Here is a 25287-nt window from a genome sequence, read left to right on the forward strand (position 1 = left end):
CAGCGTTAACTTGTTTTGGACAAAAACAGTGCCTGTGAATTTCCGCCTATTTAATGAATGGCGGTAGAGCCATAAGGCTAGCAAGGTGGAATAAAGCTGTGGAGCGAAAATCGCCAGGCGGATTTTTAGTCGATAAACCAAGGAGGAAACCTATCCTGATCTGGAAGGGATTTGGTGATTTGCCCGTTGTGTTTTTCATATTGACTGGTCTGTCTTTCACGCCCGGGTAAAATGGCGGCATGTAGAATGAAACCCTGGCTTATATTCTCATGGTGACAAGTTTTGCTAGGCGCTCTTAGGTTGGTGCCTATACGTCCGACAAGCACCGTGATTGATAAAGAAACGGGCGAAGAATTTATCCTGCGCAACTTCCATTCGCTTTTCTTCACCCTACTCCACTACTGTGGGCCAATGCTTCTGATTCTGGGAACCGTATTACGTTTCAAGGGGGGGGGTGACATGCGCGTACAACGGTGATAATGGCTCTGAAGTAACATTTCGTGTTGGGCAATTAGCTCCACGCTGGTGTTTCTTCCAATAGCAACAATATCGAAAAAAATTTACTGGGGAGAAAGAATTTGTGGCAAGTCACGTGAACCGCGAATGTCCTTATTGCCGGCATCTGATTGAACACCATATCCCCCTATTTGACTACGCTCTGTTCATCGGCCCGGAACGTTTGATCTGTCCGCAATGTGGCAAAGCGTCACTGACTGGCCGACGCTATTGGGCCGATCTGTCCGCAGTGTGGAAGTTCCTGGTGGTGAGAGGACTACTGATATCAATTCTGATGTACGGCGTGATGTTTTTCTTGCTTCTTGCGGCTGGTGTCGTTTTTGTGGTCGACAAACTGCTGGATCTGCCTGTGACGAATGAGTTCGCATCCTTGGTGCTCCTGCCGATCTCCTTGATACTGTCCGCTGGTTATCATGGGCTTCGGTTGAAAAAACTGGCAACTCCACAGCCAGAACACCGTAATGTAGCCGCGCAAAAATAAGGGGGGTTAAAGGTGCCTTTTCTTACGTGTCCTTTACTGAAAGCCGCTTCCGCCGGGGATGTCGAAACTCTCATCACCTTGATTGAGCAAGGATCTGATGTCAACGTGCAGGACGAAAACGGCTGGAGCCCGCTCCATGCCACTATGCTGGGAATGCATTTCGGCAGCGGTCGCAATTATCCTGATCAGGTAACCTGTGCCCGGTTGTTGCTGGAAGCCGGAGCCGACCCGGCACTGAAGGTGTTTGGCAAATGTGATGTCATGAATCTTGCCGTGACCAACCGAGTTGCGGCGCTGGTAGCGATGCTCAAAGAACGCGGTATGAAGATTCTGCCCAGTTGCTCTTTGTTGGAGTTTATTGAAGGCTGGCCAAGAGAATGGGATCGACGTATCGTCGAGGAATGCAGAGAAGTTTTGCAGATGATGCTGCAGGAAAGTCCCGATATCAACGAGAAAACCGAGGATGACCGCTCGCTGACAGCGTTGCATATTGCCTGTAGTCGGGGGCACCATGCGGCCATTAATGATTTGCTGGCTGCTGGTGCCGATCCCAATATCTGCGATAATGATGGTGATTCACCACTGGCCTATCTGGCGAACTTCGCCTGGCGTTCACGGACCGATTGCCTGGAGTCCATCAGGGCTTTGATTCGTTGTGGTGCTGATCTGAATCTCTGTGGAAACGGGGGGCATTCTGAAACAGCTTTGAGTTGGTTGGTCAAATACGGTGGCAATCGCTTATATGTAATCACTTTATTGCTGGAGTCCGGCGCAGACCCCAATCGTGCCAACAGTAAAGGCGAAACCCCCTTGATGTTCGCGGCCCAAAGTGACCGGGCGGACGTGCTCCAGACGTTAATGATGTTTGGGGCGGATTCTGAACTGCGCGATGAGCAAGGGATGACTGCGTTGGCTCACGCCCGCAATAATAACCGTCAGCAGGCAGTTGAGGTTCTGGAGAAAAATATTGGGGCATCCCGGAGCGTAATAAAGGTTGAGGTGTTTTCTTTGCGTTGATTTTAGACCGGGCAGCATTCTTAACAAGAAAAACCATTGCTTCCTTTTACGCCCCCTGCGCGACGTATTCTTAATACATAACCCACCAGTGACAATAAGAGTATCAGCCAGACAATACTGAGACGCCTGGCCGCCACCGTCCATTGCCAGTCGCCGCGCTCCTTTTCAAGAAAATACCAAGTGTTGATTTTGATACCTTCAACGGCGAGTGGATGACCGGAAATCAGGTTCTTTTCGAACCCATCTGTGTCGACAACACAGTCCACCCCAGTTGAAGTTTTGCCCCATAGATGAAAATTTCGTCGCCATTCTGGGTGGGTATTGTTGCTGCCCCAACGACTGCCGCCTGTGGTTGTGACGCTGACTGGAATCTCTTCTAGAAGTTCAAAGTTGTGGGTAATTGTGACGAGCCCGTATTCGCGAATGGACGTCATAAAATATTGCTGGCAATTTATCCCTTGTCAAAGAACAGTGGGCGGCCTTACCATAAAAGGGTTGTTCCCGATGGGTCTGTTTTCAACAAACGAACCGGGGTTACCTGAAATAATGTGAAGCCGGTGAGCAAATTATCTTTGTCGATTGCGCCTGCCGCTTTAAATCACAATCCGGAAAACGTAAGTGTCCTTTCTGCACCAGGATAAAAATGCTTGAGATTGAAGACATCAAAACTCGCCTGGCCAGTTATCAGCCTCGTTTATCCAATATGGACGCGGAGCGTCAGGCAGCGGTGGCAATGATTCTCCGCCATGGCGAAAAGGGAACAGAAGTTCTGTTTATTCAGCGGGCGGAGCACGAGAAAGACCCGTGGTCTGGAGATCTCGGTTTTCCCGGTGGCCGCATTGAAGCAGATGACCCGTCTCCGCGCGCGGCTGCGGAGCGGGAAACCTGGGAAGAGATCGGTTATACGCTGACCGACGCCAATTACCTTGGTCGTTGCGATGACATGGCCGGGGCCTTTCTTTCGGTCCGGATTTCCTGTTTCGTGTACACGATTTCGGAAGAAGCGGTTTTTCGCATCAACGGAGAGGTGGTCAAATATTTCTGGATTCCCCTGGCCACGCTGCTCGACCCGCAACGCAACAGGCATATGCACTTTTTTCATCGCGGATCTGACCGCCAGCATCCCGTGGTTCATCTCAACGAATGGAGTTCCCGCCCATTGTGGGGGATCACCTACCGGCTGGTGGACAATTTTTTCAACCTCTTTGATCTCTCCTTTACCTATCCGGAAAAGCTCTAAAGCACGCCCGGCGTGCCGCCCTTGACTTCGGTCAGCTCCTCCCCGCACAATTTTGAGTATACTTAAGTTGATGAAAAAGTCCGTCCTGGGACTTTTTCATGCCCGGCGGGGAAAATGCGATTTCCCCCACCTTACAAAATCAATGACCTCAAAACCTGCATTGATTTTGGTCGCCCATCCATGGGCTCAAAACAAGAAGTTGATGAAAAAGTCCGTCCTGCAGCAAAACCGGGACTGTCCCCGCATGGGGGCTGTCCCAGGTCTTTGCGGTGCTAACCGCCACAGTTTCGAGGCTCGCAAACTCTTGGGACAGCCCCCGATACCCTGGGGACAGTCCCGAGTTTACTGCTAAGTTGCTTAAACGAGCGCCATTCGGGACTGTCCCCGCATGGGGCTGTCCCAGGTCTTTGCGGTGCTAACCGTGTCAGTTTCATGGCTCGCAAACTCTTGGGACAGCCCCCGATACCCCTGGGGACAGTCCCGAGTTTACTGCAAGCGCCTCCGGAATCCCCCCATATTCCGGTTTGCTCTGCAGAGAGAGGAAAGAGATGAGGCCTTGTCATATCCTGCTCACCGCTCTATTCATCCCCCTGTTGTTGTCCCCCACGACGGCCGCTGCCCATCCGCACCTGCTGGCTACAGCCAGCGGTACTGAGATCAGCTATCAGCAGTTGCTGACCGAGCTGAGCGCGGTCCAGGTGGTCTTTATCGGCGAGCTGCATGATCATGCCGGGCATCACCGCATGCAGTACGAAATCATCCGCAGCCTTGAGCAGCAGCAACAGCCGCTGGCCATCGGTTTGGAGATGATCCAGATTGATGACCAGCCAACCCTTGACGCCTGGGTCGCCGGCAATCTTGAGGAAACCGATCTGGTTGCGATGTTCAATCGCAATTGGAGCATGTGGCCGCTGTACCGGGATATTTTTGTCCTCGCCCGGGAACGGCGGATTCCCCTGCTCGCTTTGAACATCTCCCGTGACATCATCCGCCAGGTGGCCAAAAACGGCTTTGCCTCCCTCCCCCCGACCAGGCTGGAAGGGTTGGAAGGGGTGACCTGCACGGTCGACCCCGCCTACGAACAGTTCATCCGCCGGGCCTTGGGCGAGCATGGCCACAATCCGACCAGCTTCCGTTATTTCTGTGAAGCGCAGCTGCTCTGGGATACGGCCATGGCCAAGCATCTCAACGATTTCCTCACGCGCCAGCCGGACTACCGGGTCGTTGTGCTGGCCGGCAGCGGGCATTCCTGGAAATACGGTATCCCGCACCAGCTGACCAAGCTCGCCCCGCGAACGTTCCGGGTTCTGTTACCGGAAGTTCCCGGGCGGATCGACCGCACCCGGGCCAGTGTGGCAGACACCGATTTTCTCTGGCTGGATGTCGGCCCGCAGTCCTGGACGCTCAGTCCTTCACAACGCCCTCAGGCCGGGGAGCAAAAAAGCAGCGCAGCCGCGGCTGAATAAACCACTATGCTCTGAATATGCATAGGTTTTGACGGGACTGAAAGTCCTTAAAATAGCCCCCTCTTCCCTCGTGGGAGAGGGTTGGGGTGAGGGGGAAACAGGCCAGATTGGTGCTAGTTTAAGCAACGTTGCAGTAAACTCGGGACTGTCCCAAGAGTTTGCGAGCCATGAAACTGTCGCGGTTAACACCGCAAGGACCTGGGACAGTCCCGGTTTTGCTGCCAGCGACTCTTAAACGAGCGCCGTTCGGAACAGGGGAGTATTTCCACCCCCATCCTGACCTTCCCCCATCAAGGAGGAAGGAATCAATTCATAGTTCATAGTTTTGAGCTAGCACGTTGGAACAATAAACCGCTTACCCACGGAGTGAACCATCATGGATTTATTACGGATTTTGATTGCCATTCTTCTGCCGCCGCTGGGCGTTTTCCTGCAGGTCGGCTTTGCCGGCGCCTTCTGGCTGAACATCCTGTTGACCCTGCTCGGCTATATCCCCGGAATCGTTCACGCCGTCTGGGTGATTGCCAAGCGCTAGTTGATTTCATTCTCCTATCCCTGTATGGTTGGCCGCTGGCTGCGACATAAGGGGACGCTCGTTTATGCAACGTTGCAGTAAACTCGGGACTGTCCCAAGAGTTTGCGAGCCATGAAACTGTAGCGCTTAGCACCGCAAAGACCTGGGACAGCCCCCATTCGGGGACAGTCCCGGTTTTGCTGCCATCGACTCTTAAACGAGCGCCATTCGGGGTTGTCACCGTCCCAACTCTATGGACGTATCGGTACGGGCGGGCATTGTGTCAGCAACAGCACACCACAAAGTTTTAACCGGGGAGAAACATGATGAGAATATGGGTCGATGCCGATGCATGCCCGGCAGTGATCAAGGAGATTTTATTTCGGGCCGCGCAAAGAACCGGCCTGCGGCTGACCCTGGTCGCCAATCACCGGCTCCGGGTACCACCGGCCGGCAATATCGATTTTCTTCTGGTTCCCGCCGGCTTTGATGTTGCGGACAATGAAATCATCCGCCAGCTGAGCCAGGGAGACCTGGTGATTACCGCCGATATCCCGTTGGCCGCTGAAGTGATCGACAACGGCGGCCAGGCGCTGAACCCACGCGGCGAACTCTATAACGAGGACACGATTCGGGAGCGCCTGAACATGCGGGATTTCCTGGACACTTTACGTGGGGTGGGCATTGAAACCGGTGGCCCGTCCGCCCTCACCAACAGCGACCGCAAAGCTTTCGCCGGACAACTGGACAAACTGCTCAGCCGCTACCAGCAGCACCAGAACTCCTGACAGATGCCGAGGGCATCAGGCTCAGCGCAAAAGCCGGGCAACAGCGGCGGAGAGGTCAACCAGGGTATAGGGTTTCTGAATGAAAGAGGCCGCCCCGCCGGCCAGAATCTCTTCCACCCGCGTATCATGACGAAACCCGGAAGACAGCAGAACCTTGACCGCCGGGTCGATCTGTTTGAGGGCGGCAAAGGCTTCCTTACCAGACATCACCGGCATCATCAGGTCGAGAAGAATCAGGTCGATCTCGCGCTGCCGGTGCTGAAAGAGTGCAACGCCGGCAGCGCCGTTCTCGGCCAGCAGGACCTGATAGCCGCATTCCAGAAGGAAGTCCCGGGCGGTGCTGCGCACCAGTTCTTCGTCGTCAATCACCAGGATGGTGCCTTCGCCCCGGGCAATAAGCTCTTCAGCCGGAGTCTCGCTGGCACCGATAAGACCCTCATGAACCGGCAGGAACACCGCCACTTCGGTCCCCACCCACGGTTGCGAGGAGACTTCGATAAACCCCTTATGCTGGCTGACAATATTGTAAACCATGGCCAGTCCAAGACCGGAGCCACTCCCCTTGGCCTTGGTGGTAAAAAAGGGCACGAAAATCCGTTCCAGGTCGGCGGGCTTGATTCCGACACCGCTGTCGCTGACCGTAATGCACCAGTAGTCACCGGCCTTCACCTCCGGTTTCCCCACGACTGCCGAGCGGGTTAACCCAATGCGCAGAACGCCGCCCCAGCGCTCCTCCTGCGGCCGCATCAGCGTCATGGCATGGGCGGCATTGATGCTCAGGTTCAAAAAGACCTGCTCCAGGCTGCCGGCATCGGCAAAAACCGGAACACTCCGGTCCAGCAATGCCTCGATCCGGATCGATTTATCGAAGGAATTTCTGGCAATCAGCACAACCTGCTCAAGCACAGTGCGCAGATCCAGAGGAACAAACTCAAAATCGTATTTGCGCGACAAGGTCAACAGCTGATCCACTACATCCTTGGCCCGCAAGGTGGCTTTTGAAATCATGTCCAGATGTTTGAAAACGACCTCCTCCGACAGCTCCTCCCCTTTCTTCCGTTTCATCTCCAACAGGGTTAAACTGCCCAGAATTCCAGCCAGAGCATTATTAAAATCATGGGCGATCCCGCCGGCCAGAGTCCCGATGGATTCCATCTTCTGGGCCTGCTGCAGATCCAGCTCGGCACGCCGCCGCTCGCTGACATTACGCCCTTCGGCAATCAGGTAAATCGTCTCCCCGTTTTCGTCCAGCACCGGCTTTACGGAAACATCCAGCCAAAACTCGCGGGGTCCCGGAATATGCAATTCCAGGTGGGAAACCTGGCCGCTTTGCGCCGCACGACAGAGCGCCTCAATTTTGCCCGGTAGCCCTAGTTCACCGGGCCACCAGTCGATCTCCCAAACCGTCTTTCCGAGCACTTCCGTGGGGCTGAAATTATGGAAAGACAGGGCGGTCCGGTTGATTTTCAGGATTCGCCCGGCCGGATCGAGCAGCAAAATAAACTGAAAGGAGTTGTCAAAAAGAGTATGAAAAATCTGCTCGCTGGCCCGCAACGCCTGTTCGCTGTTCTTGCGCTCGGCGATCTCCGAACTCAGCGCCAGATGGTGTTCGTTCAATTTATCAATAAACTGATTCAGATATCCGGCCAGGGCGCCGACCTCATCATCACCGAATCGCCCGGCAATGGCCGCCACCTCGGTCGGCTGCTGGGTCTTGAAATGGGCCATCAGCAGTTGCAGTGGCCTGGTAATCAGGGTGCTCAAGCCATAACTGGCCACCAGGTTGAACAAAACATACAGGCCGAACAGCACCGCAAAAGAGCTACGAATCCCGGCCAGGGGCTGATAGATCTCATCCAGGTAAGCGGTACTACCGACAAACCATTGGTAATCCTCTATCGGGGTAATGATGGCCAGTTTGTCACGCGCTTTGTCCTCCCCCGGATTTTTCCACTGGTAATAGATGGAGCCGCTGCTCTGGTCAATAATCTGTTTGATCGCATAGATAAACTCCGGATCCAGCTCTGCGTCATACAGGTTTCCCTGCAGTTTGGGATGAAAAATAATCGTGCCGTCTTTGGCGATGATAAACGGGTAGCCGTCCGCTCCGAAATGGATTCCGGCCAGGGCCCTGTTGATGTTGTCAAGATCGATCAGATGATCGAATTCATCCTTGTAAGCCGAGACCGAGATGATCCAGTCCCAAGCCGGAAAATAGGCCATATAGAGGGCTTTTTCCCGTGCTTTAGGCTCCCCCGGATTGTTCCAGAGGTACTCCAGGTAGCCGGATTTCAGCCGTATCTGTTCTTGGATAAAAGGGTAAGAGGAGACATCGGCCCCTTGCACGGTTTTGTCCCGATGCTCGGTCACAATCCCCTGACTGTTGATGCAGTAAATATAGCCGGTGCTGCCGATATCCTGCCGCAGCAGTAACTCTGCCGCCAGGTCCTTGGCCTGCTGTTCGCTGTAGCGCCCCTGCTGGTAGTCCGCATAAACCGCGCTGACCATGGACAGTTGGGTCTCGGCAATGGAATGAAGATGGTTTTCAATGGAAGAACGGGCCACAGTCTGCACCAGGGTGTTGATCAGGTCGGTGCTGTTACGAAGTTCCCTCTTGATGGTTTCCTGGATTTCCTTTTCCGCTGTTGAATAAATGACCCAGAAGCTGGTGGACAGGGCAAGCAGCGCCAGCAGGGAAAAAGAAACGAAAAACTTATTGCGGATAGAAAAATATGCCATCACCAATATTCAACCGGAAAAGTCCAGATAACCCAACGCCGCCTCCGCTGAACAGACATGTCACGCTCAGCCGGACGGAAGAAATAAGCCAGAGCAACCCTGAATGGGCCACCGGAATCGGCAACAGGAATGTCGGCTGTTGATCTTGCAAAGCAGTAAAAAAACTTCACGTTCGAGGCAGGTAACGGCTGCTCAGCCTGCGCAGGGTGCCTCCGCCGTGCCCAATACACCGTCCGCCATGGCGATATGGTCGATACTGCGCCAGTCGAAGCCAAGCAGGGCAGCGCCTTCGGCGTCCACTGCCACCGGATCGAAGCCGGCGACGAGCTTTCCGACCGGCGGATTGCAGGTTGCGCCACCCAGATGGTAATCAGCCAGACCGACCCGGGCATCGATAATATTGAGATCAGGGCGGCGATAGCGATTCAACTCGAAAATCGACTCGTGCATATGGGCATGGAAGACGGACTTTTTCCAGTGTCCGCCCTGCTGATAATAGGCCGGTGGTGCGCAGCCGAGCATATTCTTCATGGCCAGGGTCACCTCGGCCAGGGAGTGAGCTTTGAGCATGGCCAGGGAGATGACGAAACTATCAAAAAGGATTTCCGGCAGTTGCATGCTGGGGAACACCCGGCAATCCGAGCGCACCAGCTTTTTGACCGGGGCATGATTCAGGTCGAGGAGTTGCACCCCCTTGGCCTGGGCCATTTGTTCATAGCCAAGCTTACGAAACGCCTGCGGGGTCTCCAGTCCTGGCGCGCCGACCCCCTCGGCGACAACGATCGTGGCGTCCGACCAGGTTCGGATCACATCGATCAGCGCGGCGACCAGTTCCACCGGGACCGTCACCGGCGGCGGAGAATCATTGATCAGATTCGGCTTGATCAGTATCTGCCGTTGCCGGGCCAGAACCTCCGGCGCTTCGATAGCTTCAAGGAGATCTTTCAAACGATTGGTTTCAGGGTAGCGGGCAGAAACGGAGTGCTTTGCTTTCATCCAGTCGACCTTTGCTGGTAAAATTTTAGGGCATCCTAACTTAATTCTCGAAAAATGGAAAGATTCCCATTGGCAAAAACAACAACAGCGAACCCTGTTCAGGGTTCGCTGTGTCGGCTTGCTTCGTGGTGGAAAAATTCCGTTATTTTTTCATGAAAACTATTTCTGGAGCAGGGTTATGTTGATCTGATAGACCGCTACCGTACCGCTGACCTCATTGGCCACCAGCACCAGCGGTTTGCCGTTGGGGCTATCTGCCGCCGACACAAAAGTCAGCCCTTCCGGACCGAGGTCGCCGGCTTCGGCCACAGCAGCGGCAACCGTCGAGGCATCGGTCAGATCACCAATCCCTTTGATGTCATAACTCAGGTCGCGGTTGTTGGTGTACATGACATATTCCGGAGCATAAGGGTTGGACACGTCATAAACCATGACTCCCCCCATCCGTTCCAGGCCGATGAAGGCATAGGTATGGCCGTTAATCGTTCCGACGGTTACGCCTTCCGGTTCCGGTCCCTTGTTGTCACTGCGGTCGTCGCCGGTGTTTTCAGCATTATCGTTATTGAAGTCGGCACCATACAGCTGCGCGGTCAGCCGCTCAAAAGCGCTGCCCGAATCAAACACCTGCAGGCCGGTTTCCGGGTCCCAGATGGAGAAGGAACGGGCCCCGTAGGCGTAGAGCTTTTCAAAGTCGGTACCGCCGTTCATTGCCCTGGTGGTGAAGTAGGAGAATTTCAAACGCCGCAATTGATTGTCTTCGCCAAAGCCGCCATTGGTCGTCAGTCCGCTGTCCAGGGTGACATTGTCCGCATCATAGTAATCTTTGGCCGAAAACTCATCGACGCAGATCCCATCATCCGCAAAAAAGAAATACCCGGCCGCTTCGCAGCTGGCCTGATCGCTGATTCCGTTCAGCCAGTCCTCGCGGGAATCCCCCTCGTTGGCGGTGATCAGGTAAGTCTTGCCGTCATGGCTGAAGCTGCTAATGGAATCGGGCATGTACATACCCATGACCGGCCAATTGCGGATATTGACGCCGTCTTTCTGGCTGACATCCAGTTCATTGCCCGGGATGGAATGGTCCTTGAAACCGAGGCCGATGATTTTATCGATGCTGCCGCTGGCAAGATTAATCACGGCAATGGCATTGTTTTCCTGCAAGGTGACATAGGCTGTGCGGCTGTCGGCGCTGACGGTAATATATTCAGGCTCCAGACTCTGCGCTACCGTGGCTTTATTGTCCACGGTGGTCGCGCTGTAGCCGTCGAGAACCATTTTGGTCGTGGGCAGTTCAGCATAACGCGCTGCACCGACGTTGAAATCGCTGAAGCCGACTGTGACCAGGGAATAATCAGCCACACTGATCACGGCCACGCTCCCTTCCGGGTCAACGCTGTAGCCTTCGTTCGGTTCCCCTTCGCAAGCCGCAACCACCTTGGCGCCGTCCGGGGTGAAGGTCACCATATCGGGCAAAGCTCCGACCTGGACGGAATGAACATAAGCCAGGGTTGAGACATTCACAAAAACCACCCAGCCCGGATCGGTTTTGGGAGCTGCTTCAACCGCGACCGCAGCAAGATTCCCGCTGACACTGACGCTGTTGACGGCCCCGACCAGATCGGTACTCGCCACCACCCCGTCAGCCACCAGCATCGCGCGAAGATCGATGGTCTGGTCAAGCACCGGTGCGGTCAGATCGGCCGCATTAAAGACATCCAGGTTGCCGCTCTCGGCATTGACGGAAAAAATCCGTTGCGACCCGGCATCAAAGGCCACAATTTCTGCGGCGCTGGCATCAAATCCCTGCGATTCGGTACTGGCCAGGCGTTGCAGCGTTATCACCTGCCCGGCACCATCGGCGCCATCGGCCCCCTTGGCACCGTCATCCCCATCATCTGCGCAACCGGCCGCAAGCAGCAGCAGGCCGCTGAGCAACACCCCCAGATATAAACGTAGCTGTTTCTTTTGCATTGAACTCCTCCATAAAAAGTTAGGCAAGAAGTGAGGATTCAATAAATTCAATGTTTGAACAGGATGAGCTTTATGTGAAATTGCCGTTAAACAGCATTGCTGCAGAAAATAGTGGGCAGGGGTAAAAAAAAGCCGCCGGCAGTAACAGCCGGCGACTTTAGCAGATTATTGAAAAGCCCACCTCGGGACTTTTTCAAGCACAGCAGGGGAAATGCGGTCTTCCCTGCCTTACAAAATCAATAAGTTAGAGAGTCTCTTATTGATTTTAATCGCTCCTCCATGAGCGCAGCAGGCTGTTTTTAACAGCCTGCCAGGACCGGGTCAGGATGCCTGTTGCTGCTCGGCACCGGCCAGATAGCTGTGGATGGCGTTCGCTGCGTTCTTGCCGTCACCCATGGCCAGAATGACGGTGGCGCCACCGCGGACAATATCCCCACCGGCAAACACCCCCGGCAGCGAAGTCATCTGGTTGTCGTCAACCTCGATGTTCCCCCACTTGTTCAGTTTGAGATCCGGACAGGTCGAGGTCAGCAACGGGTTGGCCATGGTGCCGATGGACATGATGACGATATCGGCTTCGATTTCGCTCTCCCCGCCTTCCACCGGAACCGGCCGACGCCGTCCCGAAGCATCCGGCTCACCCAGCTGCATCTGCTGCATTTTAACGCTCTTGACCCAGCCGTCTTCACCGCCGCCGATGGCCAACGGCGCAACCAGGAACATGAACTCGATCCCTTCCTCTTCGGCATGGGCGATCTCTTCCACCCGGGCCGGCATCTCTTCTTTGGTCCGCCGGTAGGCCAGGATCACCCGCCCCTCGCCCATCCGCTTGGCGGTCCGGGCCGCATCCATGGCCGTATTGCCGCCGCCGAAGACGACAGTGGTCGGCCCCTTGGCGATCTGGGTGGTGCTGCCGCGTTTATAGGCGCTCATCAGGTTGACCCGGGTCAGGTATTCGTTGGACGAATACACGCCTTTCAGGTTTTCCCCGGGGATGTTGAGGAAGATCGGCAGACCGGCACCGTTGGCAATGAAGCAGGCATCGAACTCGGCCATGATCTCCGGGATGGTGATGGTCTGACCGACGATGACATTGTATTCAAACTTGACGCCGAGGGCGCTCAGGTTGGCGACTTCCTGATCGACGATCGCCTTGGGCAGCCGGAACTCGGGAATCCCGTAACGGAGCACCCCGCCACTGGTGTGGAGGGCTTCGAAAACCGTCACCTCGTGCCCTTTGCGAGCCAGCTCACCGGCGGCGGTCAGCCCGCCGGGGCCGCAACCGATCACCGCAACCTTTTTGCCGCTCGGTTTGACATCCGGCAGTTTCATCTCCAGGTTTTCGCTAGCCCAATCCGCGACAAAGCGCTCCAACCAGCCGATGGCCACGGGCTCGCCGTTTTTCCCACGGACGCAGACCCCTTCGCACTGGACTTCCTGCGGGCAAACCCGTCCGGTCGTGGCCGGCAGGGCATTATCCTCACGCAGGATGGCCGCCGCTTCGGCAAAGCGCCCTTCCGCAACCCGGGCGATGAAATCGGGAATCCGCACCGCTACCGGGCAACCGCCGACACAGGGGCGGGTTTTGCAGAGCAGGCAGCGTTTGGCCTCCTGAATCGCGGCCTGCTCGGACAGCCCCAGGTTGACCTCGGAAAAGTTGGTGGCGCGAACCGTGGCATCCTGCTCGGGCATGCTGGTGCGCGCAATGGCCATCCGCTCTTTCGGCGTCAGGGCATTTTCCTTGCTGCTGTCATTGGTCATGCGGCAATGATAACGGTCGTGCTGATCGTTGGCATAGTGCTGCTGGCGGGCGGACAGCTCTTTGAAATCGACCAGATGTCCGTCGAACTCGGGGCCGTCGACACAGGCGAACTTGACTTCATTGTTGACCGTGACCCGGCAACCGCCGCACATCCCGGTGCCGTCAACCATAATCGGGTTGAGGCTGACAATGGTTTTGACCCCGTAGGGTTCGGTCTGTTTGCAGATCGCGGCCATCATCGGCACCGGGCCGATGGCAAAGATGGCGTCCGGCTTGCGGGCGGGATCGTCAAGAATTTCGGCCAGCGGTGCGGTGACAAACCCTTTGGTGCCCAGGGAGCCGTCTTCGGTGGTCACCAGCAGCTCTTTGGAAAAGGAAGCCAGCTCTTCACGCAGGATCACCAGCGCCTCGGAACGGCCGCCGATAATGGTGGTCACCTCATTGCCGGCCGCGGCCAGGGCCTTGGCCAGGGGAAACAGCACCGCGGTTCCAACCCCGCCGCCGACGCAGACCACCTTGCCGAAGTTTTCGATTTCGGTGGCTTTGCCCAACGGGCCGGCCACGTCGCGGATGAACTCGCCGACCTGGCGACCGACGATCTTCTTGGTCGCATCGCCGATGGCCTGGACGATAATGGTAATGGTTCCGGCATCCTTGTTTTCATCGGCAATGGTCAATGGAATCCGCTCGTCCCCTTCATCACAACGAATGATCACGAACTGGCCCGGTTTGCGGGCCTTGGCAATGCGCGGTGCTTCAATCACGAGACGATGAACCTGCGGAGCCAATACTTCATTCTCTAATACGCGATACATAGTTCCTTCCTCTTGTTTGCCGTTGAGGGCAAATCTGCGGTTGAAATAAGGTGGCAGCCACGGACCTGTGTTGTTCAGAGACGCCGACCTGACGAATAAATTCCCCAGTAGATTGAATAAAAAAGAAACTGCACAAGGTGTGAAAAAAGGAATCCGCTCTTGGGAAAACTTGCCCGAATCGCTATCATCTCAAACATGGAAAGAGCTGTTTTCCCGGAGCGCCAGATCTGCCCGGGGCAGTGCCCGAGCCATGGCGCATCCATACCAGAATGCTGCTCTCACCAGCGCGGGTTCTCACCTCCCACCCTGGCAAGCCCGCGCAGGTGCGGGACAGGCCGGTAGCAACTCTTCTCTCTCAATGGAACACAACCCGTCCGGTCCGGCAGGGCCGGTCCAAACGGGTATCATAGCCGCAATCAATAAGCTTCGCGGGCCTTGCGGCAAGGCCCGCGGATTCAAGACAAGATCTCTTTTACCCCAGTTTGAAACTGCTGTCAGCAAAAGAATATTTGAAGTTCATATGATCGGTGTAAGTTCCTTCCAGAATCGCCACCACGTCTTCAATGAACACCAGCTCTTCGTTGGTCGGAATGACAAACACTTTGACCTTCGACTCCGGCGTGCTGATCAGGGTTTCCCGTTTGCGGGTTCTGGTGCTGCGGTTGAGCTCTTTGTCGATGATGATGCCCATGGGCTCCAGACCTTCAAGAGCCCCTTCGCGGGTTTCCGCACCCATTTCGCCAACCCCGGCGGTAAAGACAATGGCATCAAGACGACCGACTGCGGCCCAGTAGCTGCCGATGTATTTTTTCAGCCGGTAGCACTCGACGTTGTGCGCCAGTTCACAGCGTTTGTCACCAGCCTTGACACCATCGCTGACATCGCGACGATCGGTGTATTTGCCGGTGATACCGAGGATCCCCGATTTCTTGTTGAGAACGTTATCGATCTCCTTGGCGCTCAGTCCTTCACGCTGCTGGATAAAGGACGGAATGGCCGGATCGATATCCCCGCAACGGGTCCCCATCACTGCACCTTCCAGCGGGGTCAGGCCCATGGAGGTATCGATGCAGACACCGCCTTTGATCGCGGCATGGGAGGCACCGTTGCCGATGTGCATGGTGATCAGGTTGCAATCCTTGGGCTCTTTGCCGAGGAGCACGGCAGCGCGCTTGGAGACATACAGATGGCTGGTGCCGTGGAAGCCGTAGCGACGGACCCCGTGTTTTTCGTACCATTCATGCGGAACCGGATAGGTGTAGGACTGTTCCGGCATGGTCTGATGGAAAGCGGTGTCGAAAATAGCGATATGGGGGACATCGGGCAGCACTGTTTTGGCGGCTTCGACCCCGGAGATATTCGGCGGATTGTGCAGCGGAGCCAGGTGCGAGAACTCCTTGATGGCGGCCAGCACTTCATCGTCGATCTTGACCGAGCGGGTGAATTTCTCCCCGCCGTGGACGATCCGGTGGCCAACGGCGGAAATCTGCGCCATATCCTTGACCACGCCCTGATCTGCGCTGGTCAGGGTTTTGATGATCAGCTGTACCGCAACCGTGTGGTCCGGGCATTCGTATTCTTCCCGATAGGTTTCCCGGCCCGGAACCTCATGAATAATGTAGGAATCGCCGATGGTGACCCGTTCCACCATCCCCTGGGCGATCACTGCTTTCCGGTCCCAGCTGTAGAGCTGGTACTTGACAGACGAGCTGCCGCAATTCAATGCAAGAATGTCCATGAAAAACTCTCCTTTGGTGATGTAAATACTGTTTCATTCAAGGGTTGATAAAGTCTATAAGCCGTTCCACCCAGTCACAGGGGACGACCAAAAGTCACGTTCAGGCCGCAAAACCGTTCCAAAAATAAGCAGTATAGCCCCGGATCGTCGCCAGGCCATAGAAAAAACAACCAAGCCGGCGCGTTTCTTGGTGAAGAAAGCGGCCCACCTGTTGACTTATCCGGAAATCCTGACAAGCGTCATTGCATGAAGAGTGTCCTGTTCGGTTAGTTGTTTGGATAAATTCTGAGTCATTTTTTCCGCTGTCAAGGCGTGCCGCCGCAGGCCTGGCCGAAGCCAAGCCGAGAAGGCAGAACGTAGACAGCGGTAAAAAGGGCCAGAATTGGACTATAAAACTAACCGCACAGGACACTAGGTCTTAACATCGCAATTGAGGTTAATGTGACCGCAGGATAACAGGTTGGAGCAACGGAATCCAATGGCGGGACCGGCTTGAATTGGCCAGCCGGTTCTAATTGGTTTTCATCCGGAAACGGTTTTTTTCCGCTGTAGCAGCGTCAATCTGCAGGCTTACTTGTGCGGCGTAACGGTGTACGCCTCCGCGCAATTCCTTGATTTCCTTGCTACAACCGAAAACTTCTCGTTTCCAATCTGAAAACCTAATTTTTGCCATTCAGAGTTTCCGGATGACAACTAATTGAGGAACAACTGGTCGCTTTCCAACATTCACTGTCCAGCCAGGTAACAGGCCGAAACGGATGATAGCCAGAACACTCAGCTGTTGGCAAATAATATTTTCTTTTTATTTGTTCGGCAGAAACCGGAAAAACTCGGCCACGCCCCACATAAAAGGACGTGGCCGGCAATTGACCACCCGACCGGCCGAAAAACGGCAGCCGGGCTTTGCAGGAGACCGAAGACCTGGTCCGGTCCGCGGCCGGAGGGGGAAGGTCCGCAGCCGCAGGCGTTTCGGCCTCCTGCAAAATAGTTAGTTGGCATCCGGAAACTCCGGTGGGGCACTGTAACGTTTCTGATCTGGAAACCAGAATTTTTTCGCAAGGTCAAGGAAATCAAGCATTTGTGCGGAGGTGTAGTGCTTTACGCCGCACAATCAAATGCGTAGATTGACGCCGAGATTGCGGAAAAGGGCGGTTTCCGGACAGAAACGAGTTAGAGTTTCTCGAAAACCGCAGCCACAGCCTCGCCGCCGCCGATACAGAGAGTGGCCAGACCGTAGCGTTTGTTCTGCACGGCCAGTTCCCGCAGCAAGGTATTGACCAGGCGACCGCCGCTGCTGCCAACCGGGTGACCGATGGCCACCGCACCGCCGTTGACGTTCACCTTGTCCGGGTTGATGCCGAGTTGCTTGATGGCCATCAGCGGCACGCAGGAGAACGCTTCGTTGATCTCGAACAGATCGATATCCTCCTGGTTCAGTCCGGCCTTGGCAATCGCCTTGCTGATCGCCTCGACCGGCGCTTCGCCGAAATCATCGGGGTGGATGCTGTTGCTGGCATAGGCCACCAGCCGCGCCTTGACCTTCAGGTTGTATTTGTCCACCGCTTCCTTGCTGGCGAGCAAGGTCACCGAGGCACCGTCATTGATGGACGAGGCGTTTCCGGCGGTAATGGTGCCATCCTTTTTGAAAGCGGTCCGCAGGGTCGGCAACTTGTCGATGTTGCCGTTGAAAGGATCTTCATCGGTATCGACAACGATATCGCCTTTGCGGGTTTTCACGGTCACCGGTACTATTTCTGCGGCAAAAATACCTTCACTCACCGCTTTTTGACTCAACTGATAGGAACGAGCCGCAAAAGTGTCCTGATCTTCCCGGGAGATGCCGTACTTCTCCGCGCTGCCTTCGGTCAATTCGCCCATATGCCGGCCGGAGTAGGGATCGGTCAAGCCATCATGGACCATCAGGTCGATCATTTTGGCATCCCCCATTCGGCAGCCGCTGCGGGCCTTCGGCATGGCATAGGGCGCCATGGACATGTTCTCCATCCCGCCGGTCAGGACCAGTTCGGAATCCCCGAGCATTATCGACTGGGCGCCGAGCATCAGGGATTTAAGCCCGCTGCCGCAGACCTTGTTGATGGTCATGGCATGGACCGCATCGGCGATGCCGCCCAGTCGCATGGCCTGCCGGGCCGGAGCCTGACCGGCTCCGCCCTGCAGCACCTGGCCAAGAATCACTTCATCGATCTCGGTCCCGTCCAGGCCGGTCTTTTTGAGGATTTCCCGGATCACGGTCGCGGCCAGTTCCGGTGCCGGCACCGTGCTGAGGCTGCCGCTGAAGGCCCCGAACGGAGTTCTTAAACTTTCGACAATATAGACATCACGCATGGTTGATCTCTCCTGTTTCTGAAAGGGTGATCCGCTGCCGCACGGGCACCGGATCAGTTCCCGCTTCTGTCGTTATTGTGAGCTGCGCTGACTTCATCGACCAGCAGCGGTACTATTTTGTGCAGGTCTCCGACGATTCCCAGGTCGGCGACATCGAAGACCGGCGCACCCGGATCTTTGTTGATGGCGATAATGAACTCGGATTCCTCCATGCCGGCCACATGCTGAATGGCCCCGGAGATCCCGCAGGCGAAATAGACATCCGGACGGACCGTCTTGCCGGTCTGGCCGACCTGGCGGTCATGGGTCATCCAACCGGCATCAACCGCCGCCCGTGATGAGGAGACCGTACCGTGCAGCTGTTTGGCCAGCGCTTCCAGACCGCCGTAGTTGTCCTTGCCGCCAACCCCGCGACCGCCGGACACCAGGATATCGGCGTCCTCGATATTGATTTTCTGCTTCTCCTCGCGGACCGCTTCGAGCACCTCGACATTCAGCTCGTTGGGGACCAGCTGATAGTCCAGCGCGATCACTTCGCCGCTGCGGGAAGTATTGCGCGGCAGCACCTTCATGACGCCCGGCCGCACCGTCGACATCTGCGGGCGATGTTCGGTACAGATGATGGTGGCCATGATGTTGCCGCCGAAGGCCGGCCGGGTCATCCAGAGATGATTCCCTTCGCCGATTTCCAGCTTGGTGCAGTCGGCGGTCAGGCCGGTTTCCAGGCGGGCGGAAACCCGCGGCCCCAGATCCCGGCCGATGGCGGTTGCGCCGACCAGCACGATCTCCGGCTTGTAAACCTGAATGGCCGCGGTCATGGCCTGGGCATAGGGTTCAGTGGTATAGATTTTCAGCGCTTCGTCTTCCAGGTAGACGACCTTGTCCGCGCCGCAGTGGATCATCTCCTGGCAATGCTGGCTGATGTTCTGCCCCAGCAGCAATGCGGTCACCTCGACCCCCAGCTCGTCGGCCAGTTCGCGACCCTTGCCGAGCAACTCCAGGGAGACTTTCTGGATCACGCTTTCACGCTGTTCGATAAAAACCAGGATTCCTTTATAATCAGATAGGTTCATGCCCTGCTTCTCCTGCTATAAGATAAATTTTTCTTTCAGTTTATCCACGATCAGCTGTACCGCCTCTTTGGGAGTGACGTTGTCGTAGTACAGACCCTTTTCCTTGGCGCTCTTGGTGAACGACTTCTTGACTTTGGTCGGGGAGCCATCCAGGCCAAGCCGGGCCGGATCGATCTCGATATGCTCCAGGTTCCAGACTTCGACCTCCTTTTCCCGGTAGGCATCGAAAATCTTTCCAACCGACATGTAGCGCGGGATGTTCATTTCTGACAGGGTCGTAATCAGGCAGGGCATTTTGATCCGCAGCCGATGGTAACCGTCTTCAAAGGACCGCTTGACGAGCAGGTGCTGATCGTCCTCTTTCTCCAGCTCATAGACATAGGAGACCTGGGGCAGATGCAGGTGTTCGGCGATCTGCGGACCAACCTGGGCGGTATCGCCGTCGATGGCCTGGCGTCCGGCGATGATCAGATCGGCATCGAGCTTGCGCAAAGCGGCCGCCAGGGTGTGAGAGGTGGCCAGAGTATCGGAGCCGGCGAATTTCCGGTCAGTCAGCAGGATCGCCCGGTCGACCCCCATGGCAAAGGATTCCCGCAGGGCGACATCCGCCTGCGGCGGGCCCATGGTCAGCACCGTCACCTCGGCGCCGACCTGCTCTTTCAGCACCAGGGCGGCTTCCAGGCCGCGTTTGTCGTCCGGATTGATGATACTGGGGATCCCGGTTCTGATCAGGGTCCCTTTTTCCGGATCCAGTTTGACTTCGGTGGTATCCGGAACCTGCTTTATACAAACAACGATTTTCATAACAATAACCTCGTCTTAAACTGATAAATAGGCGTCACAGAACAGTCGCGGAGATGACCATTTTCTGCACTTCGCTGGTCCCTTCGTAGATCTCGGTGATCTTGGCATCCCGCATCATTCTTTCGACCGGATACTCCCGGATATAACCGTAACCGCCATGCAGTTGGACTGCTTTGGTGGTGATCTCCATAGCGACCTCGGCTGCAAACAGCTTGGCACGGGCGGCGTCGGCGCTGTAGGGCAGCTTGAGATCTTTGCGGTTGGCAGCCTTGTAAATCAGCAGCCGGGCAGCTTCCAGTTTGGTGTTCATGTCCGCCAGCTCGAACTGGGTGTTCTGAAATTTGCTCAACGGCCGGCCGAACTGCTTGCGTTCCTTGACATAGGCCACGGTTTCATCAAAAGCGCCCTGGGCGATTCCCAGCGCCTGGGAGGCGATACCGACCCGGCCGCCGTCGAGGGTTTTCATGGCCAGGCCAAACCCTTTACCGAGCTTACCGAGCAGGTTCTCTTTGGGCACCCGGCAATCCTCGAAAATCAGTTCGCAGGTTGACGAGGCGCGGATCCCCAGTTTTTTCTCTTTTTTGCCGACGGAGAACCCGGGGAAACCCTTCTCCACAATAAAGGCGGAGATGCCGCGGGTGCCCTGACTTTTGTCGGTCATGGCCATGACCACGTAGATATCGGCATAACCGGCATTGGTGATAAAAATCTTGTTGCCGTTAAGGACATAGCTGTCGCCGTCGAGCACTGCGGTGGTCTGCTGGGCACCGGCATCGGTCCCGGCGTTCGGCTCGGTCAGCCCGAAAGCACCCAGTTTTTCCCCTTTCGCCAGGGGGATCAGGTACTTCTGCTTCTGCTCTTCGGTACCGAACTCGTAGATCGGCGCCGCACAGAGGGAGGTATGGGCCGAGACGATGACCGAGGTCGAACCGCAGACCCGGCCGAGTTCCTCCACGGCCATGGCATAGGCCAGGTTATCGCCCCCCTGACCGCCGTACTCTTTGGGGATGGGAATCCCCAGAAAGCCGTAGCGGGCCAGCTTGGACACGGTTTCGACGGGAAACCGCTCCTCTTCGTCGATTTCCGCCGCCAGCGGTTTGACCTCTTTTTCGGAGAAATCGCGATACATGGTTCTGAGCATTTCGTATTCGTTTTCCAGATTGAAATCCATACTGAGCATCTCCAGTGTTCTGCAAAAAACTCGTTGCAAGCGGGTTGCAACGCGATTGTTACGGTCCGGCACGAGCGGTTAGCGGCAACCCTTATCCGGCCGGGGTATAGTCGAAAAAGCCGCGTCCGGTTTTCCGGCCCAGCAGTCCGCCGCGCACCATCTTGCGCAACAACGGGTGGGGACGGTATTTGGAATCGGCGTACTCTTCGTACAGCACTTCCATAATTGCCAGGTTGACATCGTTGCCGATCAGGTCGGCCAGGGCCAAAGGCCCGATGGGATGGTTGGCGCCCAGGGTCATGGCCAGATCAATATCCTCTGCGCTGGCCACTCCGTCGGCCAGAATCCCGACCGCTTCGTTGATCATCGGGATAAGAATCCGGTTGACCACAAAGCCGGGGGCTTCCTTGACTTCCACCGCGGTTTTGCCGAGCAGCTCGGACAGGGCCAGGATCTTGGCACAGGTCTCTTCGGACGTGGCGATACCGGTGATCACTTCAACCAGCTTCATCACCGGCACAGGATTGAAAAAGTGCATGCCGATCACTTTGTCGGCCCGCTCGGTGTTGATGGCGACCTCGGTGATCGACAGGGACGAGGTATTGGTAGCGAGGATCGCGGACGGTTTGCAAACCTTGTCGAGTTCGGCAAAGATGGTCTTCTTGATGGCCATGTTCTCCACCGCGGCTTCGACAACCAGGTCACAGTCAGCCAGATCCGTGACCTCTGTGGTGCCGCTCAGGCGGGCCACGATCGCGACTTTGTCCTGTTCGCTGATTTTCTCCTTCTTGACGCTCCGGGCCAGATTCTTGTCGATGTTGGCCAGGCCGCGTTGATAAAGCTCTTCCTTGACTTCCTTGATCAGCACGGTAAACCCGTTCTCGGCAAAAACCTGGGCGATTCCTGCGCCCATGGTCCCGGCGCCGATCACGGCGATTTTCATATTTTTAATTGCATCCTTAGAAACTTCAGCGCTCATGATGCTCCTCCTTAATGATTATGATTTGCCTGCAACCGTGGCAGTAAAAACCGCCGGCCGTTTTTCCCGGAACGCCGTCATCCCTTCCCGTTGGTCGGGACCGGCAAAACAGAGCGCGAACAGGTCGTTTTCCAGCTCTATTCCGGCTTCGATAGCCAGGTCGGCACCGCGCCCGATGGCGGTCTTGGCCAGCGCAACCGCGGCCGGGCTCTGGGCGGCGATCTGTGCAGCCAGTTCAAGAGCCGCCGGAAGCAGCTCCTCCGGTTCATAAAGCTGATTGACCAGGCCGATGGCGGCGGCCTCGGCGGCCGGGATGATTTTTCCGGAATAGATCAGTTCCTTGGCTTTGGCGATCCCCACCAACCGTGCCAGCCGCTGGGTCCCGCTAAAACCGGGGATGATGCCGAGGCCGACTTCGGGCTGGCCGAATTTGGCTTTCTGGGAAGCCAACCGGATATCCGCGGCCATGGCCAGCTCGCACCCCCCGCCCAGGGCGAAACCGTTAACCGCGGCGATGACCGGTTTATCCAGCAGCTCCAGGGCCCGGAACACGCGCGCTCCAAAAGCGGAGAAAGCACGGGCCTGGATGGGGTCAAGAGTTGCCATTTCCGCGATATCGGCACCGGCGACGAACGCCTTGCCCGCGCCGGTCAAGACCAGCACGCGAACCGCTGCATCGTCAGCCACCCTGGCCACGGCCTCGTCCAACTGCCGAAGAACGGCAGTGTTCAGGGCATTCAACGCCTGCGGCCGGTTGATGGTCAAAACCGCGGTGGTCCCTTCGCGGCGCTCTTCGATCAATTGCGTCTCCATAGCGCACCCGCTACTTCGGCGGCATGACCGTGGCCATGCCTTCAATCACCACGGTCCCGTCCTGGTTGGTGCAGGTGGTTTTCAGCTTGAGGATATTTTTCTCATCGCGCTTCTCAACCACTTCGACCTCAGCCTTGATCGTGTCACCGAATTTCACCGGGGCGGTAAACTTCAGCTCCTGCCCCAGGTAAATGGTGCCAGGACCGGGCAGCTGGACACCCAGCACCGCCGAAATCAGTCCGGACACCAGCATGCCGTGGGCAATCCGCCCTTTGAAACGGCTTTCAGCGGCCACGACCTCGTTGATGTGGGCGGGATTGTTGTCGCCGGTAATGCCGGCATACAGGTAAACATCGGTCTCGGTGATGGTTTTCTGGAAACTTGCCTGATCGCCAAGGCTGATCTCGGCAATGGTCAATCCTTTCATGCTATCCTCCTCAAGTGCCCGGCCGCAGCACGTGCGTCGACCGGGCGGTTCATAAAAAAACGGTTAAGCTTTTGCCAGCCCCATTGGCTCTGGGCGGAAAATCCGTGCGTCCATCAACTTCAGGTCAGCGGAGATGATCGGCGTGAACTCCATCTGCTGCAGAACGTCCCTTTCCAGATCAACACCCGGAGCAATTTCGATCAGCTCCAGGCCGGCGCGAGTCAGCTTAAAAACCGCCCGCTCGGTGATGTACATGACATCCTGGGCAATATCGTTGGCGTAATCGCCGCTGAAGGTGATCTGCTCGACATTGTCGATGAACTTTTTCACCGACCCCTCTTCGAGAATGCGCAGCGTGCCGTCGGCGGCCTCGATCTTGAGCCCCCGGGCGGTAAAGGCGCCGCAGTAAATGACCTGCTTCGAGGTCTGGGTGATGTTGATGAAACCACCGCAGCCGGCCACCTTGGGGCCAAACTTGGAGACGTTGATATTCCCCTTGCGGTCACACTGCGCCAGCCCCAAAAAGGCCAGGTCCAGGCCGCCGCCGTCGTAGAAATCGAACTGATAGGGCTGGTCCAGCACCATGGCCGGGTTGGCCGAAGCGCCGAAACTCAGACCGTTGGCGGGCACCCCGCCGACCGGGCCGGCCTCGACGGTCAGGACCATCTCGCTACCGATCCCTTCTTCATTGGCGACCACGGCGATGACTTCCGGCACGCCGATGCCAAGGTTGACCGCGACGTTCGGACGCAGCTCCAAGGCCGCCCGACGACCGATGATCTTTCTTTCGGTCAGGGCCTCCTCAGAGGCACCTTTGAGCACCGCCCGTTTGCTGCCGCAGTAGGACGCGTTGTAATCGACGCCAAAGGATTGCATGTGATATTTGAGGGAGCTCACCACCACCACGGCATCGACATAGATCCCCGGGATCTTCACAAAGCGCGGGTCCAGGGAGCCATTCTGAACAATCCCTTTGACCTGGACGATGACCTTGCCGCCGGAGTTTCTGGTCGCCTGGGCGATGGACAGGGATTCCAGGGTGACCGCCTCATCTTCAAAGGAGATATTGCCGCTTTCATCGGCATAGGAGCCGCGTAACAGGGCGATGTCCGGCTTGAAGTGCCGGTAGCGGAGATATTCGGCTCCGTCAAACTCGACCAGTTCAACCATATCTTCAGTGGTCCGCTGGTTGATCTTTCCACCTTCCAGGCGCGGGTCGATAAAGGTCTTCAGGCCGATATGGGTGATAGTCCCCGGCTTTTTCGCGGCGATATCCCGGAACATGTGGGAGATCACCCCCTGCGGCAGGTTATAGGCCTCGATCTCATTGGCGATGGCCAGCTTGCCCAGTTTCGGGGCCAGCCCCCAGTGGCCGCCGATGACCCGCTTGACCAGGCCGCTGTGGGCAAAATGGTTCAGCCCTTTGTCTTGACCATCCCCCTGCCCGGCGGCATAAACCAGGGTCAGGTCGCGGGGGCTCTGCTCCGCCAGGAACTTTTCCTCCAGGACCATTTCAATCTCTTCGGGAACCCCGAGGCCGACAAATCCGCCGGTTGCCACGACCGCGCCATCTTCGATGTAATCGACGGCTTCTCTTGCTGTTAAAATCTTGACTGCCATATCTCTTCTCC

21 protein-coding genes are annotated in these 25287 nt (G+C 56.4%); 6 read left to right on the plus strand and 15 right to left on the minus strand.

The window, feature by feature from the left end:
* Positions 1 to 580: 580 nt before the first annotated feature.
* Positions 581 to 997, plus strand: a complete 417-nt coding sequence (locus N909_RS0104470; protein ID WP_155005864.1) for a zinc ribbon domain-containing protein — start codon at positions 581 to 583, stop codon at positions 995 to 997.
* Between the two features lie 12 nt (positions 998 to 1009).
* Positions 1010 to 2014: an ankyrin repeat domain-containing protein gene (locus tag N909_RS0104475; protein ID WP_029912000.1), complete on the plus strand. Its 1005-nt coding sequence runs from the start codon at positions 1010 to 1012 to the stop codon at positions 2012 to 2014.
* Between the two features lie 20 nt (positions 2015 to 2034).
* On the opposite strand, the gene N909_RS0104480 is transcribed toward N909_RS0104475, so the two are convergent.
* Positions 2035 to 2448 carry a hypothetical protein gene (locus tag N909_RS0104480; RefSeq protein WP_029912002.1) on the minus strand — a complete coding sequence of 138 codons (414 nt, stop codon included), beginning with the start codon at positions 2446 to 2448 and terminating at the stop codon, positions 2035 to 2037.
* A 209-nt stretch (positions 2449 to 2657) separates the two neighbouring features.
* Between N909_RS0104480 and N909_RS0104485 the strand changes: the two genes are divergently transcribed.
* The 4 genes from N909_RS0104485 (at position 2658) to N909_RS0104500 (ending at position 6022) form a co-directional block, all read left to right on the plus strand.
* Positions 2658 to 3254 (plus strand): NUDIX hydrolase, encoded by a 597-nt coding sequence (locus tag N909_RS0104485; RefSeq protein ID WP_036682890.1) that lies wholly within the window; start codon positions 2658 to 2660, stop codon positions 3252 to 3254.
* 548 nt (positions 3255 to 3802) lie between these two features.
* Complete coding sequence (locus N909_RS0104490; RefSeq protein ID WP_051689524.1) at positions 3803 to 4720, plus strand: ChaN family lipoprotein; 918 nt, start codon at positions 3803 to 3805, stop codon at positions 4718 to 4720.
* Between the two features lie 376 nt (positions 4721 to 5096).
* Complete coding sequence (locus tag N909_RS25185) at positions 5097 to 5255, plus strand: YqaE/Pmp3 family membrane protein (RefSeq protein ID WP_036682892.1); 159 nt, start codon at positions 5097 to 5099, stop codon at positions 5253 to 5255.
* Positions 5256 to 5560: 305 nt separating this feature from the next.
* Positions 5561 to 6022, plus strand: a complete 462-nt coding sequence (locus N909_RS0104500; protein ID WP_029912008.1) for a YaiI/YqxD family protein — start codon at positions 5561 to 5563, stop codon at positions 6020 to 6022.
* A 21-nt stretch (positions 6023 to 6043) separates the two neighbouring features.
* On the opposite strand, the gene N909_RS0104505 is transcribed toward N909_RS0104500, so the two are convergent.
* The 14 genes from N909_RS0104505 to N909_RS0104575 all read right to left on the minus strand — a co-directional run bounded on the left by N909_RS0104505 (position 6044) and on the right by N909_RS0104575 (position 25276).
* Entirely contained in the window at positions 6044 to 8761 is a 2718-nt protein-coding gene (locus N909_RS0104505; RefSeq protein WP_029912012.1) for a cache domain-containing protein, read from the minus strand.
* A 192-nt stretch (positions 8762 to 8953) separates the two neighbouring features.
* Positions 8954 to 9757, minus strand: coding sequence for a DUF362 domain-containing protein (locus N909_RS0104510; RefSeq protein ID WP_036682895.1), 804 nt, complete (start codon positions 9755 to 9757; stop codon positions 8954 to 8956).
* Positions 9758 to 9916: 159 nt separating this feature from the next.
* Positions 9917 to 11728, minus strand: a complete 1812-nt coding sequence (locus N909_RS0104515; protein ID WP_029912016.1) for a choice-of-anchor I family protein — start codon at positions 11726 to 11728, stop codon at positions 9917 to 9919.
* Positions 11729 to 12049: 321 nt separating this feature from the next.
* Positions 12050 to 14305: a bifunctional dihydroorotate dehydrogenase B NAD binding subunit/NADPH-dependent glutamate synthase gene (locus N909_RS0104520; RefSeq protein WP_029912022.1), complete on the minus strand. Its 2256-nt coding sequence runs from the start codon at positions 14303 to 14305 to the stop codon at positions 12050 to 12052.
* 472 nt (positions 14306 to 14777) lie between these two features.
* Positions 14778 to 16043 (minus strand): acetate kinase, encoded by a 1266-nt coding sequence (locus N909_RS0104525; protein WP_029912025.1) that lies wholly within the window; start codon positions 16041 to 16043, stop codon positions 14778 to 14780.
* 511 nt (positions 16044 to 16554) lie between these two features.
* Complete coding sequence (locus tag N909_RS26005) at positions 16555 to 16716, minus strand: hypothetical protein (RefSeq protein WP_155005865.1); 162 nt, start codon at positions 16714 to 16716, stop codon at positions 16555 to 16557.
* A 497-nt stretch (positions 16717 to 17213) separates the two neighbouring features.
* Positions 17214 to 18389: a thiolase family protein gene (locus N909_RS0104540; RefSeq protein WP_029912042.1), complete on the minus strand. Its 1176-nt coding sequence runs from the start codon at positions 18387 to 18389 to the stop codon at positions 17214 to 17216.
* Between the two features lie 53 nt (positions 18390 to 18442).
* Complete coding sequence (locus N909_RS0104545; RefSeq protein WP_029912045.1) at positions 18443 to 19462, minus strand: electron transfer flavoprotein subunit alpha/FixB family protein; 1020 nt, start codon at positions 19460 to 19462, stop codon at positions 18443 to 18445.
* Between the two features lie 15 nt (positions 19463 to 19477).
* Positions 19478 to 20266 (minus strand): electron transfer flavoprotein subunit beta/FixA family protein, encoded by a 789-nt coding sequence (locus N909_RS0104550; protein WP_029912049.1) that lies wholly within the window; start codon positions 20264 to 20266, stop codon positions 19478 to 19480.
* A gap of 34 nt (positions 20267 to 20300) precedes the next feature.
* Positions 20301 to 21437: an acyl-CoA dehydrogenase gene (locus N909_RS0104555; RefSeq protein WP_029912052.1), complete on the minus strand. Its 1137-nt coding sequence runs from the start codon at positions 21435 to 21437 to the stop codon at positions 20301 to 20303.
* 91 nt (positions 21438 to 21528) lie between these two features.
* Positions 21529 to 22380, minus strand: coding sequence for a 3-hydroxybutyryl-CoA dehydrogenase (locus N909_RS0104560; RefSeq protein WP_029912054.1), 852 nt, complete (start codon positions 22378 to 22380; stop codon positions 21529 to 21531).
* Positions 22381 to 22434: 54 nt separating this feature from the next.
* A complete protein-coding gene (locus tag N909_RS0104565; RefSeq protein ID WP_029912070.1) occupies positions 22435 to 23229 on the minus strand; it encodes an enoyl-CoA hydratase-related protein in 795 nt (264 codons plus the stop codon).
* A gap of 10 nt (positions 23230 to 23239) precedes the next feature.
* Positions 23240 to 23656: a MaoC family dehydratase gene (locus tag N909_RS0104570; protein ID WP_029912073.1), complete on the minus strand. Its 417-nt coding sequence runs from the start codon at positions 23654 to 23656 to the stop codon at positions 23240 to 23242.
* A 63-nt stretch (positions 23657 to 23719) separates the two neighbouring features.
* Positions 23720 to 25276, minus strand: a complete 1557-nt coding sequence (locus N909_RS0104575; RefSeq protein ID WP_029912082.1) for an acyl CoA:acetate/3-ketoacid CoA transferase — start codon at positions 25274 to 25276, stop codon at positions 23720 to 23722.
* Between the last annotated feature and the right edge of the window lie 11 nt (positions 25277 to 25287).

This window comes from Pelobacter seleniigenes DSM 18267, from assembly GCF_000711225.1.
Lineage (GTDB): Bacteria > Desulfobacterota > Desulfuromonadia > Desulfuromonadales > Geopsychrobacteraceae > Seleniibacterium > Seleniibacterium seleniigenes.

Excerpts from the sequence above, each read along its gene's own strand:
- N909_RS0104480 (WP_029912002.1), bottom strand. The coding sequence starts at position 2,448 with ATGACGTCCATTCGCGAATACGGGCTCGTCACAATTACCCACAACTTT.
- N909_RS0104485 (WP_036682890.1), top strand. The coding sequence starts at position 2,658 with ATGCTTGAGATTGAAGACATCAAAACTCGCCTGGCCAGTTATCAGCCT.
- N909_RS0104490 (WP_051689524.1), top strand. The coding sequence starts at position 3,803 with ATGAGGCCTTGTCATATCCTGCTCACCGCTCTATTCATCCCCCTGTTG.
- N909_RS25185 (WP_036682892.1), top strand. The coding sequence starts at position 5,097 with ATGGATTTATTACGGATTTTGATTGCCATTCTTCTGCCGCCGCTGGGC.
- N909_RS0104500 (WP_029912008.1), top strand. The coding sequence starts at position 5,561 with ATGAGAATATGGGTCGATGCCGATGCATGCCCGGCAGTGATCAAGGAG.
- N909_RS0104505 (WP_029912012.1), bottom strand. The coding sequence starts at position 8,761 with ATGGCATATTTTTCTATCCGCAATAAGTTTTTCGTTTCTTTTTCCCTG.
- N909_RS0104510 (WP_036682895.1), bottom strand. The coding sequence starts at position 9,757 with ATGAAAGCAAAGCACTCCGTTTCTGCCCGCTACCCTGAAACCAATCGT.
- N909_RS0104515 (WP_029912016.1), bottom strand. The coding sequence starts at position 11,728 with ATGCAAAAGAAACAGCTACGTTTATATCTGGGGGTGTTGCTCAGCGGC.
- N909_RS0104520 (WP_029912022.1), bottom strand. The coding sequence starts at position 14,305 with ATGTATCGCGTATTAGAGAATGAAGTATTGGCTCCGCAGGTTCATCGT.
- N909_RS0104525 (WP_029912025.1), bottom strand. The coding sequence starts at position 16,043 with ATGGACATTCTTGCATTGAATTGCGGCAGCTCGTCTGTCAAGTACCAG.
- N909_RS26005 (WP_155005865.1), bottom strand. The coding sequence starts at position 16,716 with ATGGCAAAAATTAGGTTTTCAGATTGGAAACGAGAAGTTTTCGGTTGT.
- N909_RS0104540 (WP_029912042.1), bottom strand. The coding sequence starts at position 18,389 with ATGCGTGATGTCTATATTGTCGAAAGTTTAAGAACTCCGTTCGGGGCC.
- N909_RS0104545 (WP_029912045.1), bottom strand. The coding sequence starts at position 19,462 with ATGAACCTATCTGATTATAAAGGAATCCTGGTTTTTATCGAACAGCGT.
- N909_RS0104550 (WP_029912049.1), bottom strand. The coding sequence starts at position 20,266 with ATGAAAATCGTTGTTTGTATAAAGCAGGTTCCGGATACCACCGAAGTC.
- N909_RS0104555 (WP_029912052.1), bottom strand. The coding sequence starts at position 21,437 with ATGGATTTCAATCTGGAAAACGAATACGAAATGCTCAGAACCATGTAT.
- N909_RS0104560 (WP_029912054.1), bottom strand. The coding sequence starts at position 22,380 with ATGAAAATCGCCGTGATCGGCGCCGGGACCATGGGCGCAGGAATCGCC.
- N909_RS0104565 (WP_029912070.1), bottom strand. The coding sequence starts at position 23,229 with ATGGAGACGCAATTGATCGAAGAGCGCCGCGAAGGGACCACCGCGGTT.
- N909_RS0104570 (WP_029912073.1), bottom strand. The coding sequence starts at position 23,656 with ATGAAAGGATTGACCATTGCCGAGATCAGCCTTGGCGATCAGGCAAGT.
- N909_RS0104575 (WP_029912082.1), bottom strand. The coding sequence starts at position 25,276 with ATGGCAGTCAAGATTTTAACAGCAAGAGAAGCCGTCGATTACATCGAA.